The sequence below is a fragment of the Bdellovibrio bacteriovorus genome (genome assembly GCF_001592755.1).
In the GTDB taxonomy this organism is placed as follows: domain Bacteria; phylum Bdellovibrionota; class Bdellovibrionia; order Bdellovibrionales; family Bdellovibrionaceae; genus Bdellovibrio; species Bdellovibrio bacteriovorus_E.
The window spans coordinates 100,762-115,902 of record NZ_LUKF01000017.1; the positions used below are offsets into that span (position 1 = coordinate 100,762).

General features: G+C 46.0%; 15 protein-coding genes. 7 read left to right on the forward strand and 8 right to left on the reverse strand.

Annotated elements, in window-relative coordinates:
• The 5 genes from AZI85_RS12895 to sohB are packed head-to-tail and all read right to left on the reverse strand — an operon-like array spanning position 1 to position 5,748.
• The gene (locus tag AZI85_RS12895; RefSeq protein ID WP_063244464.1) at positions 1 to 972 is read right to left on the reverse strand and encodes an ABC transporter permease; all 972 of its coding nucleotides are present in this window, start codon (positions 970 to 972) and stop codon (positions 1 to 3) included.
• 59 nt (positions 973 to 1,031) lie between these two features.
• The gene (locus AZI85_RS12900) at positions 1,032 to 2,723 is read right to left on the reverse strand and encodes a peptide ABC transporter substrate-binding protein (RefSeq protein ID WP_063244465.1); all 1,692 of its coding nucleotides are present in this window, start codon (positions 2,721 to 2,723) and stop codon (positions 1,032 to 1,034) included.
• 38 nt (positions 2,724 to 2,761) lie between these two features.
• The gene (locus AZI85_RS12905) at positions 2,762 to 3,733 is read right to left on the reverse strand and encodes an ABC transporter ATP-binding protein (protein ID WP_063244466.1); all 972 of its coding nucleotides are present in this window, start codon (positions 3,731 to 3,733) and stop codon (positions 2,762 to 2,764) included.
• A 14-nt stretch (positions 3,734 to 3,747) separates the two neighbouring features.
• A complete protein-coding gene (locus AZI85_RS12910) occupies positions 3,748 to 4,713 on the reverse strand; it encodes an ABC transporter ATP-binding protein (protein ID WP_063244674.1) in 966 nt (321 codons plus the stop codon).
• Between the two features lie 15 nt (positions 4,714 to 4,728).
• Positions 4,729 to 5,748, reverse strand: a complete 1,020-nt coding sequence (gene sohB / locus AZI85_RS12915) for a protease SohB (protein WP_063244467.1) — start codon at positions 5,746 to 5,748, stop codon at positions 4,729 to 4,731.
• 107 nt (positions 5,749 to 5,855) lie between these two features.
• Between sohB and AZI85_RS12920 the strand changes: the two genes are divergently transcribed.
• Positions 5,856 to 6,605, forward strand: a complete 750-nt coding sequence (locus AZI85_RS12920) for a hypothetical protein (protein WP_063244468.1) — start codon at positions 5,856 to 5,858, stop codon at positions 6,603 to 6,605.
• Here AZI85_RS12920 and AZI85_RS12925 read toward each other — a convergent pair.
• The gene (locus tag AZI85_RS12925; RefSeq protein ID WP_253720982.1) at positions 6,602 to 7,276 is read right to left on the reverse strand and encodes a VC0807 family protein; all 675 of its coding nucleotides are present in this window, start codon (positions 7,274 to 7,276) and stop codon (positions 6,602 to 6,604) included. The genes AZI85_RS12920 and AZI85_RS12925 overlap by 4 nt on opposite strands.
• A 148-nt stretch (positions 7,277 to 7,424) precedes the next feature.
• Here AZI85_RS12925 and AZI85_RS12930 point away from each other — a divergent pair, with 148 nt between their 5' ends.
• From AZI85_RS12930 to AZI85_RS17670, 5 genes are all read left to right on the forward strand, one after another.
• Entirely contained in the window at positions 7,425 to 8,291 is an 867-nt protein-coding gene (locus tag AZI85_RS12930) for an Fpg/Nei family DNA glycosylase (RefSeq protein ID WP_063244470.1), read from the forward strand.
• A 120-nt stretch (positions 8,292 to 8,411) separates the two neighbouring features.
• On the forward strand, positions 8,412 to 9,224 hold the full coding sequence (gene mutM, locus AZI85_RS12935; RefSeq protein ID WP_063244471.1) for a bifunctional DNA-formamidopyrimidine glycosylase/DNA-(apurinic or apyrimidinic site) lyase: 813 nt from the start codon (positions 8,412 to 8,414) through the stop codon (positions 9,222 to 9,224).
• Between the two features lie 146 nt (positions 9,225 to 9,370).
• On the forward strand, positions 9,371 to 9,586 hold the full coding sequence (locus AZI85_RS12940) for a hypothetical protein (RefSeq protein WP_063206864.1): 216 nt from the start codon (positions 9,371 to 9,373) through the stop codon (positions 9,584 to 9,586).
• Between the two features lie 195 nt (positions 9,587 to 9,781).
• Positions 9,782 to 12,235, forward strand: a complete 2,454-nt coding sequence (locus AZI85_RS12945) for an acyl-CoA dehydrogenase (RefSeq protein ID WP_063244472.1) — start codon at positions 9,782 to 9,784, stop codon at positions 12,233 to 12,235.
• A gap of 16 nt (positions 12,236 to 12,251) precedes the next feature.
• Positions 12,252 to 12,527 (forward strand): hypothetical protein, encoded by a 276-nt coding sequence (locus tag AZI85_RS17670; RefSeq protein WP_155724035.1) that lies wholly within the window; start codon positions 12,252 to 12,254, stop codon positions 12,525 to 12,527.
• Between the two features lie 147 nt (positions 12,528 to 12,674).
• Here AZI85_RS17670 and AZI85_RS12950 read toward each other — a convergent pair whose 3' ends face one another.
• A complete protein-coding gene (locus tag AZI85_RS12950; RefSeq protein ID WP_063244473.1) occupies positions 12,675 to 13,736 on the reverse strand; it encodes a hemolysin family protein in 1,062 nt (353 codons plus the stop codon).
• A gap of 219 nt (positions 13,737 to 13,955) precedes the next feature.
• On the opposite strand from AZI85_RS12950, the gene AZI85_RS12955 reads away from it, so the two are divergent.
• Positions 13,956 to 14,528 (forward strand): hypothetical protein, encoded by a 573-nt coding sequence (locus AZI85_RS12955; protein ID WP_063244474.1) that lies wholly within the window; start codon positions 13,956 to 13,958, stop codon positions 14,526 to 14,528.
• An 83-nt stretch (positions 14,529 to 14,611) separates the two neighbouring features.
• Here AZI85_RS12955 and AZI85_RS12960 read toward each other — a convergent pair whose 3' ends face one another.
• Positions 14,612 to 15,037 carry a response regulator gene (locus AZI85_RS12960; protein ID WP_041870079.1) on the reverse strand — a complete coding sequence of 142 codons (426 nt, stop codon included), beginning with the start codon at positions 15,035 to 15,037 and terminating at the stop codon, positions 14,612 to 14,614.
• Between the last annotated feature and the right edge of the window lie 104 nt (positions 15,038 to 15,141).

The following is a 15,141-nucleotide window of genomic DNA, read 5'->3' on the forward strand; positions in this document are numbered from 1 at the left end:
TTATTGGTACGAAATTCTTGGATCTGCAAATCCATACAAGATGTCAGCAAGAAGATTCGCCAAAAGAACCATGCTGACAGAGATAACAAAAGAAATCATCGCGACATTGTAGTCGTTACCGATGATGGAGTCGTAAACCAGTTTACCCACACCTTGGTAAGCAAAAACGGTTTCCGTTAAAATTGCACCCGAGAAAAGACCCGAGAAACTTAACGCCAGGATCGTGATCAAAGGAATCAAAGCATTGCGGAATCCGTGTTGCCAGATCACGCGACGACGCGAAAGACCTTTGGCGCGGGCCGTGCGGATAAAATCATTTCTCATGGCTTCAAGCATTGCCGAACGAGTGAAGCGAGAAAAACGACCAATCTGTTGAATAGCTAAACTGAGAACCGGAAGAATGAGATAGACAGAACGATCCGCAAGATCCGCCCAAAAACCCATAGGGCCCGCACCAATAGTTTGAGTGCCGCCCGCAGGAAGAATAGGTATCTTCACGGCGAAAATAATAATCAAAACAATCGCTAGCCAGAAAGAGGGAATGGAGATGCCGGCAAAAGAGAAAAGATTCACGAAGTAATCTGTCTTACTTCCTGGTTTCAGCGCCGAAATCACACCCAGCGGTATTGCGATCAATAACGAAAGTGCCAAGGAGGCAAAAGAAAGAATAAATGTGTTCCAAAGGCGAGGCCCCATAAGTTCTTGAACAGGAACACGGTAGGTACGGCTGTAACCCAAATCACCTTGGGCGATAGAAGCCACCCAGTTTGCGTATCTTTTGTAAACGGGCTGGTCTAAACCATACAAAGCTTTCAGACGGGCTACGTCTTCAGCAGTGATCTTAGGATTCGAAGCGACCATCATGTCTACAGGATCCCCGGGCATTAAGCTCATCAAATAAAAACACACGTACGAAAGCACGGCAATCACAGCGAGTGTTTGTAAGATTCTACGGGTAATAAATGTAGTCATGATGGTTCCTCACTCAAAGCTCTGTCCTGAATTTCAAAACAGAGCCTTTAAAAAATATCTTAGTTCAATGACCAGTCTTCTACGTTGTTAGTTTCGTAGAATTGGTGACCTGACATTTTGTAGTTTTTCAAATTCTTAGGCGTTACAGAAATGTCTGAACGGTAGTAAAGCGGAAGCACTGGAACATCCATTGTGTAGGCTTTCAAAATGTCATGAACAAGAGTGACGCGCTTTTGCGGGTTGAACTCGACATCCAAAGCATCCAAGTTTTTATCCACTGCTGGATTTGCCCAACCGTGGAAGTTTTGTCCAGACCAACCGTTAGAGTTGTTAGGAATTGCTTTAGAAGAAACCGTGGAACGGGGGCTGTTTTCAGGTGAAGACACCCAAGCAAACAAGGCCAATCCGTCGAACTTACGTTTTGTCATAGTTTCGGCGAAGAACACACGCGCCGGCTCGTTTTTCACAAGAACTTCGATGCCCGCTTGTTTCCATTGATTTTGCAAATAAACCTGAACCAACTCACGAGTTTTATTTCCCGCTGTTGTTTGGAATACCAAAGAAAGACGTTTGCCATCTTTTGCGCGGTATCCATCAGCACCCATTTTCCAGCCAGCTTCATCCAAAAGTTTACCGGCTTCACGCTTAGAATAGCGGTACACTGTGACCACTTTAGGATCTGCCGTGAACCAAGGATCTTTCGGAGACAGGTTGTGAATCGCCACTTGTTGTTTGCCTTCGAAAAGAGCTTTTACCAAGTCATCGCGATTGATGGAGTAAAGAAGAGCTTTACGTACACGCACATCTTTAAGAATCGGGTTGTCCAATTTAAGGTCGATGTGTTCGTAAGTCACGGACGGAACGAAGTGAACGTCATAAGGAAGGTTTTCTGTTTTAGCTTTCTTTTCAAAAGCCAAAGCCTGGTCGAAATCCAAACCCAAAGTAGAGATCATATCGATCGTGCCCGAACGAAGATTCGCTTCCATTGTTCCTGTATTAGGAATCAACTTCACGATGATTTTTTTGATCTGAGGTTGTTTGCCATAAAAATGAGGATTTGGAGCAAACGCCACGTGCGATCCCAATTTCACTTCAGAAATCACGTAGGGTCCGTTGTAAAGACCTGGGTTTGTCGCGTTACGAACATAGTTTGAGTTCTTTTCGTAGCCCTCTTTTTGTTTTCCGTACTTATCAAAAACCGGCTTTTCGATATGAGTAGGAACCGGGAAGAACTGAGCTAATTGATAGAAATCCCATTTCGCCTTGTCGTATTTGAACGTACATTTCTTAGGATTTTTTGGATCAATGTCGATTTTTTCAACTTGCGTCCAATTTTCTTTTTCACCAACGCTGACGTTGTTGCTAGTGGCGATTGTGTGAGCTGTGATGAAGTCTTGGCAGATAACGGGTTTTCCATCACCCCATTTTGCACTCTCAAGAATCTCCCAAGTCGCAACAACTTTCTTTTTACCACCGTCATCGACGATCTTAGCCGTGCCCTTGTCCAAAGAAGGAATTTCTTTAGCCAATTGAGCGACCCATTTACCTTCTGGTGTCAGGTTCACTAAAGAGCGGCCTACCAAACGGTACATGTAAGCAGAAGCCGACATGGTCATGATCAACGGATTCATCGTCTCAAATTCTTGAGAGATTCCGATTTTAAGCTCATTGTTAGATGGAGCAGCCAAGGCCTGACTTGTAAAGCCAACACCTGCTACCAGCATGAGTCCTTTCGCTAACTTATTCAACATACGTACTCCTTGTTGATTAAAATAATTCCCAAAAATTATTATTTTGCCGTCGTCAACCAACACGCCTTTTGATGCGTGCCTTCGCCCTCTAAAACTGGAATCTGTGAAGCACAGACATCCATCTTATGTGGGCAGCGCGGATGGAAAGTACAACCCGATGGTGGGTTGATCGGACTTGGAACTTCTCCACCCAAAGATTTCTTCATGACTTTTTTACCGTGACCTACGCGAGGAATCGCACTGATCAAAGCTTGCGTGTAAGGATGTTTGGGATTGCTGAAAAGCTCGTCGCGGGAAGCGATTTCCACGATTTTACCCAAGTACATCACCGCAATACGATCGCAAGTGTGTTCGATCACAGAAAGATCATGAGAGATAAAGATATAAGTCAGGTTTAATTTCTCTTGAAGGTCCTTCAGAAGATTCAAAATCTGCGCTTGGATCGAAACATCCAAGGCGCTGACAGGCTCGTCACAGATGATAAGTTCGGGATTCAAGGCGATGGCACGGGCGATACTGATACGCTGACGTTGGCCCCCTGAAAACTCATGCGGGTAACGATTGACGTGGGCTTTGCGAAGTCCCACAAGTTCAATCAATTCCAAAACACGGGCATTGCGTTCCGCCGGTGTCCCCACGTCGTGGATGTCCATCGGCTGACGAATGATTTGTCCTACGGTCATGCGTGGATCCAACGATGCATACGGATCTTGGAAAATCATCTGCATGTTTTTACGTTTTTTACGAAGAGCTTCGCCTTTTAAAGTTAAAAAGTCTTGCCCGTCAAAACTGATCGCACCACCTGTGGGCTCATAAAGACGAATCAAGGTGCGACCTAATGTGGATTTTCCACAGCCAGATTCGCCAACAAGACCTAAAGTTTCACCTTTACGAACATAAAGGGACACATCGTCGACAGCTTTTACGCTAGCCACTTCACGCAGCAAAAGACCTTTGCGGATCGGGAAGTGCTTTTTAATGTTCTTTGCATCAAGAATGATATCGCTCATTTTCTTCCCCGCAATTAAAGTGGATTAAAACAAGCCACATTGTGACCCGGTTTGATTTCCACCAATGGTGGTTTATTCGCCGTGCATTCACCTTTAGCGCGAGTGCATCTGTTTACAAACGGACAGCCGCGCGGAAGATCAAAAGGAGCTGGCACGCTGCCTTCGATAGTATTCAGACGTTTCACTCTTTCGCCGAATTTAGGACGGGAAGAGATCAAGGCTGCTGTATAGGGGTGGCGAGGGTTTAAGAAAAGTTCTTGGGTTTCAGATTGCTCGCATGTTTGTCCGCCGTACATAACTAAAACGCGGTCGGAAATTTCAGAAATCACTCCCAGATCATGGGTGATGAACTGAACGGTCATATTGAATTTAGCTTGGAGGGTTTGAATCAGCTCCAGAATCTGCGCTTGAATTGTTACGTCCAAAGCCGTCGTTGGCTCATCGGCAATCAAGAATGTAGGATCGCAAGAAAGAGCCATGGCGATCATCGCTCTTTGTCTCATACCGCCTGAAAGTTGGTGAGGGTAGGCGGTATAGCGCTCTTCGGGGGAAGGAATGCCGACCAAGCGAAGCATTTCAATCGCACGCTCTTTTGATTCTTTCGGAGAACACTTTTTGTGTTTCATAATTTGTTCATCCATCTGATAGCCGATGGTAAGAACGGGGTTTAAAGCTGTCATGGGCTCTTGAAAGATCATGGCCATTTCACCGCCACGAACTTCAGACATTGCGCCTTCAGAAAGTTTTAAAAGATCGCGGCCATTTAACAGAACCTGGCCCCCGGAAACTTGTCCCGGTTTTTCAATCAAACGCATCAAAGAATAAGACGTGACGGATTTACCACTTCCGGATTCGCCCACGATGCCCAGAGTCTGTCCTTTTTGGATGGAATAACTGATGTTATTCACCGCGCGCACAGGTCCGGCGTTGGTGTGAAAGGTCGTTTCTAAGTTTTTAACTTCAAGTACTGGAGTTTGCACCGTCACATGTCCTTCTTAAAGAAAGCGTCGAGTTTCTAATTCTTCCAAAATGGAAAGGCTGCCTTTTTTGAACGCCTTGCCGATAATTCCCGTGAGTTTATCACTAAAACTCTCATGATGTTCGTACTTTACTTTAACTATTTGATGCTGTTGTGAAAGATCGAGCAAATAATCGTCGCTGGTGCGGATTTCATCAACCAAACCCTTCGCGATAGCCTGTTCACCGTACCAATATTCGCCAGTCGCGACCTCATTCAAATTGAGATTCGGGCGGGATTTATGAACGAAGTTCTTAAACAAAACGTGAGTATCCTCAAGTTGTTCTTTAAATTTTTCTTCACCCTTGGGAGTGATTTCTCCTAAAAGGCTGACCGTGCGTTTGTATTCGCCCGCTGTGTATTCTTTGAAATCCACGTCGTGCTTTTTAAGAACGCGGTGAAGATTTGGAACTTGGGCGACAACGCCGATAGAGCCCACGATCGCAAACGGCGCACAAAGAATTTTGTTCGCCGTGCAAGACATTAGGTAGCCGCCGCTTGCCGCGACTTTGTCCACACAGATTGTCAGAGGAATTTGTTTTTCACGGATACGCAAAAGTTGAGAAGCCGCCAGTCCATAGCCATGAACAACGCCTCCAGGACTTTCCACGCGAACCACGACTTCGTCTTTGGGCGTGGCAATTGTCAGGATGGCAGTTACTTCTTCGCGCAGGTTTTCAACCGCTGAAGCTTTCACATCGCCTTCGAAATCAATCAGGAAGATTTTCTTTTCTTGATCGCGGGATTTGTTTTCAGAACTCTTCTTTTCTTCTTTAAGTTTTTTACGCAACTCTTTGCGTTCGTTTTTAGTTAAAGTTTGCGCTTTAAGAAGGGTTTTAAAATTTTTGTATTTCTTGTGAAGAAGTTCGACTTGAATTTCGTTTTTATGACCGGCCTTCGCCGCGACCATGGCGATCACCAAAATGACGGCGATGATGGCAAAAAGAATCAAAAATGTCTGCGCTGCGAAAATACCAATGTGTTCTAATGCGTTCATGAGGCTCCTTCGAACAAGGGCTTACGTTATTCAGGAATTGGCCAAAGGTCGAGCATCTTTTTTGTTTGCTCAAAAAAATTCTGGGAGCCTGATAAGCTGGTGCCAAGATGATCCATTCACGCGCGTTTTTCATCAGCATTGTTGTAGCTCTTTTTTGTGCCAATTCGTGGGCGCAAAATGCTGAAATTGAACGCCTTTCCGGTTTTGCTCAGCATCAAAAAAATCTCGATCAATTCGACGTCGCTCGTAGCAAAGGGGAACGTGCTCATCTCGAAGAAGAAGAACAGTGGGAGAACCAAAAACTGCGCGCCCTCGATGATTACAAAAAACGTAAATCGAGCGTGAAGATGAGTGAGGATGGCGCGGAAGCTCAAGCTGATGCGGCTGCTAAGAAAAAAGTGGCGCAGGAATATGAAAATTCTCGCGAACAGTATGCCGCTCAAAAATCAAAGCTTACAGCGATGGACCGACAAGCTCTTCATTTGCCCACCGAGGCTACAGAGTTAGGACTCGATGAATTGCGTCCGCGCTATGATTATCGCAAGCGTGCGATGTTTGGTGCTCAGACGAAGTTTGCTCGTCCTGGTTCTTCTTCAAGTTCAGGTGGAAGCAGTGGATTTGGTGGGGGAGGAGGCTCTTCATTCCCACCACCGCCTACGTTTGATGATTTCGGGGGAGGAGACGGAGGTTACGTTCCGGCTCCCAATATGTCTGATGATTTCGGTGATGTTCCGCCACCGCCGCCGCCGCCACCTCCAGGATTTGGAGATGATTTTGGAGGCTTCCAAGGTGGATCTGACTTCCCACCGCCACCGCCTCCACCGCCGCCTTTTGGTGATGAAGGTGGAGAATTCTAACTTTCTTTAATGAGTTCCTCTGTTGAAAGACCGGAGAACTCTTTGATGCCTCGCATGAGATACCAAAAGATTCCCAAGAGGAAAATAATAGAAGGAACCATGATGATGGCCATCGACCACGTCGTCATCTCTGCAATTTGATCGTTGAGCACTAAGGACTGTGCTTCCGATGACAAGTTTGAATCGATATTAATGAAAATACGTCGTGCCAGTACGAAGTTGCAAACCGCACTGAATGCGAAAGAAAGAGAAAGCCATATAGTCGCCTTTCTCATGTGATCGTGAAATTCGACCTGCTTGCCATGTTCTTTCAAACGGTCTTCCAGCAGATCTACTTTCATGATCGAGGGATTTAAAAACAAAGTCTCGATAAACGGGCGCTTCGTGAAAGCGGAACCCAAAACGAAAAGTCCCACGAGCGCTGGAAAGGCCGCCTCTTTAACGGCAAACCAGAATCCGTGCAGACCCAATAAAGCCAGGCCCCCTGTGAGAAGGACATTGAGAAGTCCTAGCGCCGAAAACGCATTGGCTTTTTTGCGCTTGATTAAATCATAGGCGCCGTATCCTAAAGGAAACGCCAGAGCTAAGATCAATGCCCAAAAGGGGCCGATGAATTTGCTTAATTTATTTAAAATTAAAACAGGAAGTACGATATTGAAAACGAGGTTCAAAAGCCCGTTTTCCTTTGGCGGATTTTCTTGGACAGATTGCATCCCAGCATAGTTGTCGGCTTATCTAAAAAAGGCAAGCTGCGCTGTGCGTAGAAATGCAAATTAGCACAGGGTCTACATAATCCGCAGAAATGGACTAACATGGGCTATGCCTGAATTAGCCGAAGTCGAAACAGTCCGTCGTCGCATCGAAGAGCAGCTTAAGAAAAAGAAAATCAAAGAAATCACTTTGGATAAAAGTGACCGGCACTTTTTCGCTTTTGCTCCCGTCAAAGAAGTCGAAAAAGCTTTGGTCGGTGCACGTATCACTGGGGCAGGTCGCAAGGGAAAGTATTTTTGGATCGAGCTGGATCGTAAACCCTGGCCGCTGATCCATTTAGGAATGAGTGGAAATACCACATTCTTAAATCCAAAGATCAAAGGATCATCTCACGAACATACCTGGGGAGGAGCGCAGCTTTGGAAAGAGCGCGATAAAAAACTTATTGAAAAACTTTGGTTCAGTCGACTGCTTTTACATCTAGAAGGTGGAGTTGAAATGTCCATCGTCGATCCACGTCGTTTCGGTCGTATGTGGTTGACGGAGGATCCGTGGACTCATCCACGCATTAAAAAGTTAGGCTATGATCCACTTTTAGATTTTCCTTCGGTGAAAGTGCTTTCCGAAAAACTAAAGAAAAGAAAAAAGGCGATTAAAGCTGTTCTATTGGATCAATCTCTCTTCGCCGGCATCGGCAATTGGCTCGCCGACGAGATCTTATATCAATCAAGAATTTCTCCACATCATCTGGCTTCGCAATTGACGCCGGCTCAAATAAAAAAACTGCACCAACAAACGCTCGCCGTCGTCAAAAAAGCCGTCGCCGTGGACGCAGACTACGAAAGATACCCTAAAACCTGGCTTTTCCACGAACGCTGGGGAAAAGCTAAAAACGCGAAAACTTCCAAAGGAAAAATCATGCATGAAGAAGTCGGCGGCCGCACCACCGCCTGGGTCCCAGGCTGGCAGAAATAAACAAAAGGTGCCGTGTTAAAGGTTGATCAAAGTCTAAGACTCGTCATTGCTTCGCGCTGCGACTGGTCAATTTCTGGAAATGCACTATTATAAGAGCATTGCCACAAGGTGGGTGCTCAAATGCCAGAACTTCCCGAGGTCGAAGTCGTTCGCCGCGGATTAGAAAAAATCCTTAAAGATGAACCCGTTTTAGAAAAGATCGAGTTGAAAAGACCCGATTTGCGCGAGCCTATTCCTGCTAAAAAATTAAGCACTTTGGTTGGGGAAAAACTTTTATCCGTAGAAAGAAGAGCGAAATATCTTCTGCTTTGGACGAAAAAAGGCGCGATGCTTTCACATTTAGGAATGACGGGGACGTGGCGCGTGGCTCCTCCCGGAGACGAGCGGTTGCACGATCATATCTATCTTCATTTTTCTGGAAATCTGCGTTTGGCTTACCGGGATCCGCGGCGATTTGGTTATTTTGATTTTGTGCAAAATCCCTTGGAACACCCGAAATTAAAGGGTTTGGGGCCAGAGCCCTTAACCAAAAACTTTAGCGGCAAAGAACTTTGGGAAAGTCTGCGCGGTAAAGAAGTCGCCATCAAAGTCGCGATCATGGATCAAAAGATCGTCGTAGGGGTGGGGAATATCTATGCCAGCGAAGCCTTGTTTGCGGCGGGAATTAAGCCCACTTTATCGGCGCAAAAGCTGTCACGGGAGCGTGCGGACGTGCTTGCAAAAGAGATTAAAAAAATTTTATCTCGGTCCATCGAACTCGGTGGATCCTCGATCAGTGACTTTGCTCAAGCCAGTGGAGAGAGCGGTTACTTCCAATCAACTTTCAGAGTGTACGATCGCGCGAAACAGCCGTGTGTGACTTGCGGGCAACAGGTGAAATCCAAAGTTTTGGGCGGAAGAAATACGTTCTGGTGTTCAACTTGCCAAAAATAATTTTAAAAATTCGTTTGCTATCCGGCGGCACTTTTGTGTAATTTGGTCCTTAGTCGAGTTTTAAAACAAAAATGCGGACCGTCTCGAAACGTTAAAGAACGTGGCTGAGTGGAATGCACAAATTAATAAACGAAGGGACAACAACAATGAAAGCAATCGTTATCGCTGCTTTGCTAGCACTTTCTTTCACAACTGGTTTCACTTGCTCTAAAAACCAACCTGCTGAGCAAGCACCTGCAACTACTGAAACAGCTCCTGCTACTGAAGCAGCTCCAGCTGAAGGTACTCCTGCAGCTACTACTGAAGCAGCTCCTGCTACTACAGAGACTGCTCCTGCAGCTCCTGCTGGCGAAACTAAGTAATTTTAGCCTTCGGGCAAAAATAGCTTAGAGCTACAAACGAAGCCCTCGAAAGAGGGCTTTTGTTTTTTCTCAGACTCTTCCTCATATTTTTTCTACCTTCCGTATATATAGACAAGCGTCTGAACCGCTTGCACATACTCACATTCCAGAGTCTAATTACTGTGTATCAATTTAAAGGATTAAAGGAGATACATCGTGGATTCTATCAACTCTCTTTATGGGTTTTTCTTAGAGAGCTGCACATGGGCCTGGGTTTTGGGCTCCGTCGCTCTTTTGTTGTTTGTCGGGTTCTTTGGCAGCCCGCTGATCGTGTGGACGATCGCGCTTGCAGCGATCTTGTTCGGTTTCGGAGCTCCAACATGGTTGTGGATTGTGTTCGCTGTTTTGGCAGTGATCTTCAACATTCCACCAATTCGCGCGGCCCTGGTGACTTCGGGCGTGTTTGGCATCTTCAAGAAATTTGAATTCTTGCCAAAAATTTCTGACACAGAAAAAGCGGCATTGGATGCCGGTGTGGTGTGGGTAGAAAAAGATCTTTTCTCTGGTAAACCTAACTTCACGAGCTTGATGAATGAGCCTTATCCAAGTTTGACGGCTGAAGAAAAAGCTTTCATGGACGGCCCCGTGAACACGCTTTGTGCGATGATCGATCACTGGCAAATCTATAAGACAAAAGAAATTCCACAAGATATCTGGGATTACATCCGTAAAGAAAAATTCTTGGGCATGATTGTTCCGAAAGAGTACGGCGGTTTGGGCTTCTCGGCTCTTTGCCATTCTGAAGTGATTATGAAACTTTCTTCGCGCTCTATTTCGGTCGCGATCCAAGTGATGGTTCCAAACTCTTTGGGCCCTGCAGAGCTTCTTGCTCACTACGGGACTGACAAACAAAAAGACTACTGGTTGCCTCGTTTGGCTGATGGCCGCGAGATTCCTTGCTTCGGTTTGACAGAACCCACAGCGGGTTCGGATGCCGGTGCGATCACATCAACAGGTATTTTATTTAAAGACACTGACGGTAAAATTAAGATCAAATTGAACTGGAATAAACGTTGGATCACTCTAGCGGCGATTTCTTCAGTGATTGGTTTGGCATTCCGTCTTCGTGACCCGGAAAATCTTTTGGGTAAAGGCGAGGACGTAGGTATCACTTGTGCCTTGATTCCTTCTAAAACTCCAGGTGTTGTTCTGGGCCGTCGTCACGATCCATTGAACACTCCGTTCTACAACTGTCCTACGCAAGGTAAAGATGTTGTCGTCGATGCTGAAGAAGCTATCGTCGGCGGTCTTGGTGGGGCCGGTCGTGGTTGGATGATGTTGATGGAGTGTTTGGCTGCAGGTCGCGGTATCTCATTGCCAGCTCAAGCAACAGGCGGCGCAAAACTTGCGACTCGCGTGACGTCAGCTCACTCTGTGGTTCGTCGTCAGTTCGGTGTTTCTATCGGTAAATTTGAAGGTGTTGAAGAACCTTTGGCTCGTATCGGTGCTTCGACATACGCTCTAGAAGCGATGAGAATCTACACTTTGGGTGCTCTTGATAAAGGTATCAAGCCAGGTGTGATCACAGCGATGCAAAAATACTATTCTACTGAGATGGGCCGTAAGTCGATCAACGACGCGATGGACATCATGGGTGGTGCGGGTATCTCTATGGGACCTCGCAACGTTTTGGCTGAAATCTATATCGCGACTCCAATCGGTATCACGGTTGAAGGTGCGAACATCATGACTCGTACTTTGATCATCTTCGGTCAAGGGGCTCTTCGTGCGCATCCATTTGCTTACGCAGAAGTAAAAGCTTATGAAGCAAATGATTTGAAAGCGTTTGATAAAGCCTTCTTCGGTCACATTGGTCACATCGTACGCAACACCTGCCGTGCGATCCTTCTTTCATTGTCTCGTGGTTACTTGGCAGCAACTCCAGACTGTCATCCACAAATGAAAATCTACTTCCGTCGTCTTTCTTGGACTTCGGCAACATACGCATTGCTTGCTGACGTAGCGATGGGCGTATTGGGTGGATCTTTGAAAATGAGAGAGAAAATCACGGGTCGTTTTGCGGATATCTTGGCAAATATGTATATCGCGACTTCGATCCTTCGTCGTTTCGAAGCAGAAGGTCGTCGTGAAGAGGATCTGGCTTTCGTTCACTACAACTTGAAATACAACATGGCTGAAATCCAAAAAGGTTTCGATGGTATCTTTGACAACTTGAAGATCCCTGGCCTTCGTTGGTTCTTCAAAGGTTGGATCGGTGCTTGGTCTCGTATCAACTCTATCGGTTCACAAGCTTCTGACGGTTGGTCCCACGCGATTGCTTCAGCGATGATGAAAGAAGGCGGCATCCGTGATCGTTTGACAGCGGGTATCTATATGCCAACAAATCGCAATGATCAGTTGGGTCGCCTTGAGTATGCAATGTCTGTGACTTTGCAAGCGGAAGCAGCAGAAAAGAAAATCAAAAAAGCCATCCGTGATGGAGCTCTTCCTAAGAAGAAGGCGCATCTATTGTTGGACGAAGCTAAAGGTAAGAATATTATTACTGAAGCTGAGTATAAACTTATGCAGGAAGCCGAGCCAGTTCGTTATGACGCTATCCTGGTGGATGACTTCTCAGAAGAACAATACCACGCAAATAAAGTTCTTTAATCTAGGACTTTGAATTGTGAGTGAAGCCCCGGCCTATTGGTTCGGGGCTTTTTCTTTTTTCGTGGCTGGGTTGGGCTTCGGGCGGGGCTTTGCGTGGGAAGGTATTTGTGGATATTTACTTTCGGGCGGCACGCCATCCGGGCTCATTGCCGCCGCACTTCGTGCGGTTCGCGCATCCATGCGCCGGCAAAGGCCTTTCTTCAGTAAATCTCCACAAATACCTTCCCACGCAAAACTGCTCGAATTTCCAATTCATCGTCTAAAAGGAAACAGCTTTGAACGGGTGTTTTAAAATAGAGAGTTTGAATGAAGAATGTTGGTGGATCTTTTCTTTTGAATCACCAAGATGGTTTTTCGTTGGGAGTGGGGTCCTGCAGACGGCAGATTTTTGGGATGGCTAGTGATTTTTTTGAGCGCCTGGAGGGGGGCGCTCTTTTTTTTAGCGGCGGCCAAAGGGTCTGCGGGATTTTGTTGTTAGCAGACGTTTTATCAATCCGTCGTCGTCTTCATCTGCTATTTCGCCGATGATTTCTTCAAGGATGTCTTCCATGGTTATGATGCCTACGACCGTGTCTTTGTCGTAGACAAGGGCCATGTGACTTTTCTTTTCTTGCATCAGTTTTAGTGCCTTGAGGGCGTCGTCGCCTTCGGCTACTTTGAGGATCGGTCTTACTATGGACGGCCAGTTGGTGTCGCCGCTACCGATATAGGTGATGAATTCTTTTGTGTGTAACAGACCTAGTGGGACGCCGGCCTCATTCACTACCGGAAGTCTTGTATGGCCAGAGCCTACGGCCAGAGTTAAGACCTCTGAGACGGGTAGATCCACGGAGACTTTTACGGTGTTTTCCCAATCAACCATCATATCTTCGGCTTGTTTGGCTTCGATATTCACGAGGTTGATCACGAACTGTCTGTGAGTTTTTGATAGCGAGTCGATGCTAATCGAAGTTTCTTCTGTCGGAGAAGGCTCTGCTAAAGCACCGCGCGCCGCTTTCTTTTGGAAAATGCGCACGATCGCGTGGGTCATATTTTCTAAAAGGTTCACGACGGGTGAAAGAACCTTATCGAAAGTGAAAAGGCCTTTTGCCGAGATCAACGCGATTTTTTTTGAGTTCTTTAAAGCCAAGCTTTTCGGCACGAGTTCGCCGATCACAACACTCGCGACAGTGATTGGAATAACCACGATCAAGATTGAAAGAGCTTCGGCAAAGTCCTCACTGATTCCGAAACGGCGTTCGAAAATAGGTGACAGAGATTCTTCAGCCCCCGCTCCGCCGACCGCCGCAGAGATGGCGCCGACCAGGGTGATCCCGATTTGCAGAACGGAAAGCGTTCTTTCAGGAGTGAGACGCAGGCGAAGTATCAAACTTGCGTTGGAGTCGCCTTTGTCGGCGAGCTTTCTTAATTCAACGCGGTTGACGCTGACGAAAGCCATCTCCACCGCAGAAAATACAGCATTCAGCGCTAGGCACACTAGCACTACTATAAATTCGATCATGGGGAGATCTCCGGTTTTAATAGAGAAAGAAATACTTTATAGGTCGGGTAAGGGTCAGGATCCATAGATTGAAAATAACGATATCAAATATAGCAGGGCTCTAGCTAAGTTATTTGCGCTGCGTTAATGAAATGTGGACATTCTAATTGCCTTTTATGTCGCTCCTAGGCAGAAGAAGCGGCACAGCAACTGTACATTCTTAATGACTTAGGGGGTCCCATGAAAATGATGACGATTGTTTTCTCTCTTCTTCTTTCATCCACAGCTTTTGCCACGTGGGCCGAAGACTTTGAACTTCTTAAAGATGTGCCTCGTAGTTACGAAGATTCCGGATCTATCTGTGAAGAAGTCGCGCGCATTGAAGTACAACGTGAATACCAGAAGCCTCAATATGATGTCATTGTCGGCATCGCTTACGGAAATGAATCCCGTGTGATCGGTGAGTTGGATATCGTTGTCTTTGATAACAACCTCAATAAGGTTATCAAAATTGGCGAAGTGAAGTGCTGGAAGGACATGCGTGGTGGTTTGGAAAAAGCCAAAGAACAGCGTGCTCGTTTCTTGAAAACAGTTCGTTCTACAGCGAATAATTTAAGATTCTTTTCCACTTCGACGAAAGAAGCTTATTCTCCCGAGCAATTTAAATTCGTGAACGAGTTTTTCTCGATGGGACAAAAGGGCACGGTGAGTGCGGGTTATGACAAAGAACTCGAATACACTTTAAAAGAGATGCACAACTACCGCTACGAGATGATTCGTTGTCAAAATCGCAAAGAGTGCGCTCGTCCTTAATCTGATCTAGAGCAGGGCCTTTGGATGTGGGGGCCCTTTGCAGTCCCTGCGAAAGGGCCCCTCTCGTCGTTCAATAGGTTTCCCTAAACCGAACGCAAAATAAAATTAAATGAACGCATCATCGAGCTGAACGCCTGACGCTTATTAATGAATCCCATGTACGTGAAGTTGCGCACCAAGGGGAGCTCTAGCTCCTCTTCGCTATGGCCCGTATAAATGACGACAGGGATGGGTTTGCGAAGCTTGTGAACCTTTCTTTCTGTTAAAAGACGGTCCATTAATAGAAGCGTGTCACGGCCTCCCATTTGTGGCATTTGCCAGTCTAAAACAACCAAATCAAAATGTCGGTTCACAAGAAGAGGAATAGCATCTTGACCGTCGAATGCCATCGTCACGTCGCATTTGTAGTGATCTAGGATGTGTGACATGAGCTTTACAGAATCTAAGCTATCATCAATGACCAACACGCGTTGTGCGTGCTGCTTTTCTAAAGATGTCTCGATCACCATGAGTTCTCCTTCGTTACCACCTTATTTGAACCTAAAGTGGGTCGGAGAATCTTCTAAAACAGCAAAGATGATGGGGTTTTAATAAAAGGTCTGTTGTTATGCAG

Bases quoted from the DNA above. Each gene is read 5' to 3' on its own strand.
- AZI85_RS12895 (WP_063244464.1), bottom strand. From the start codon at position 972: ATGACTACATTTATTACCCGTAGAATCTTACAAACACTCGCTGTGATT.
- AZI85_RS12900 (WP_063244465.1), bottom strand. From the start codon at position 2,723: ATGTTGAATAAGTTAGCGAAAGGACTCATGCTGGTAGCAGGTGTTGGC.
- AZI85_RS12905 (WP_063244466.1), bottom strand. From the start codon at position 3,733: ATGAGCGATATCATTCTTGATGCAAAGAACATTAAAAAGCACTTCCCG.
- sohB (WP_063244467.1), bottom strand. From the start codon at position 5,748: ATGAACGCATTAGAACACATTGGTATTTTCGCAGCGCAGACATTTTTG.
- AZI85_RS12920 (WP_063244468.1), top strand. From the start codon at position 5,856: ATGATCCATTCACGCGCGTTTTTCATCAGCATTGTTGTAGCTCTTTTT.
- AZI85_RS12930 (WP_063244470.1), top strand. From the start codon at position 7,425: ATGCCTGAATTAGCCGAAGTCGAAACAGTCCGTCGTCGCATCGAAGAG.
- mutM (WP_063244471.1), top strand. From the start codon at position 8,412: ATGCCAGAACTTCCCGAGGTCGAAGTCGTTCGCCGCGGATTAGAAAAA.
- AZI85_RS12940 (WP_063206864.1), top strand. From the start codon at position 9,371: ATGAAAGCAATCGTTATCGCTGCTTTGCTAGCACTTTCTTTCACAACT.
- AZI85_RS12950 (WP_063244473.1), bottom strand. From the start codon at position 13,736: ATGATCGAATTTATAGTAGTGCTAGTGTGCCTAGCGCTGAATGCTGTA.
- AZI85_RS12955 (WP_063244474.1), top strand. From the start codon at position 13,956: ATGAAAATGATGACGATTGTTTTCTCTCTTCTTCTTTCATCCACAGCT.
- AZI85_RS12960 (WP_041870079.1), bottom strand. From the start codon at position 15,037: ATGGTGATCGAGACATCTTTAGAAAAGCAGCACGCACAACGCGTGTTG.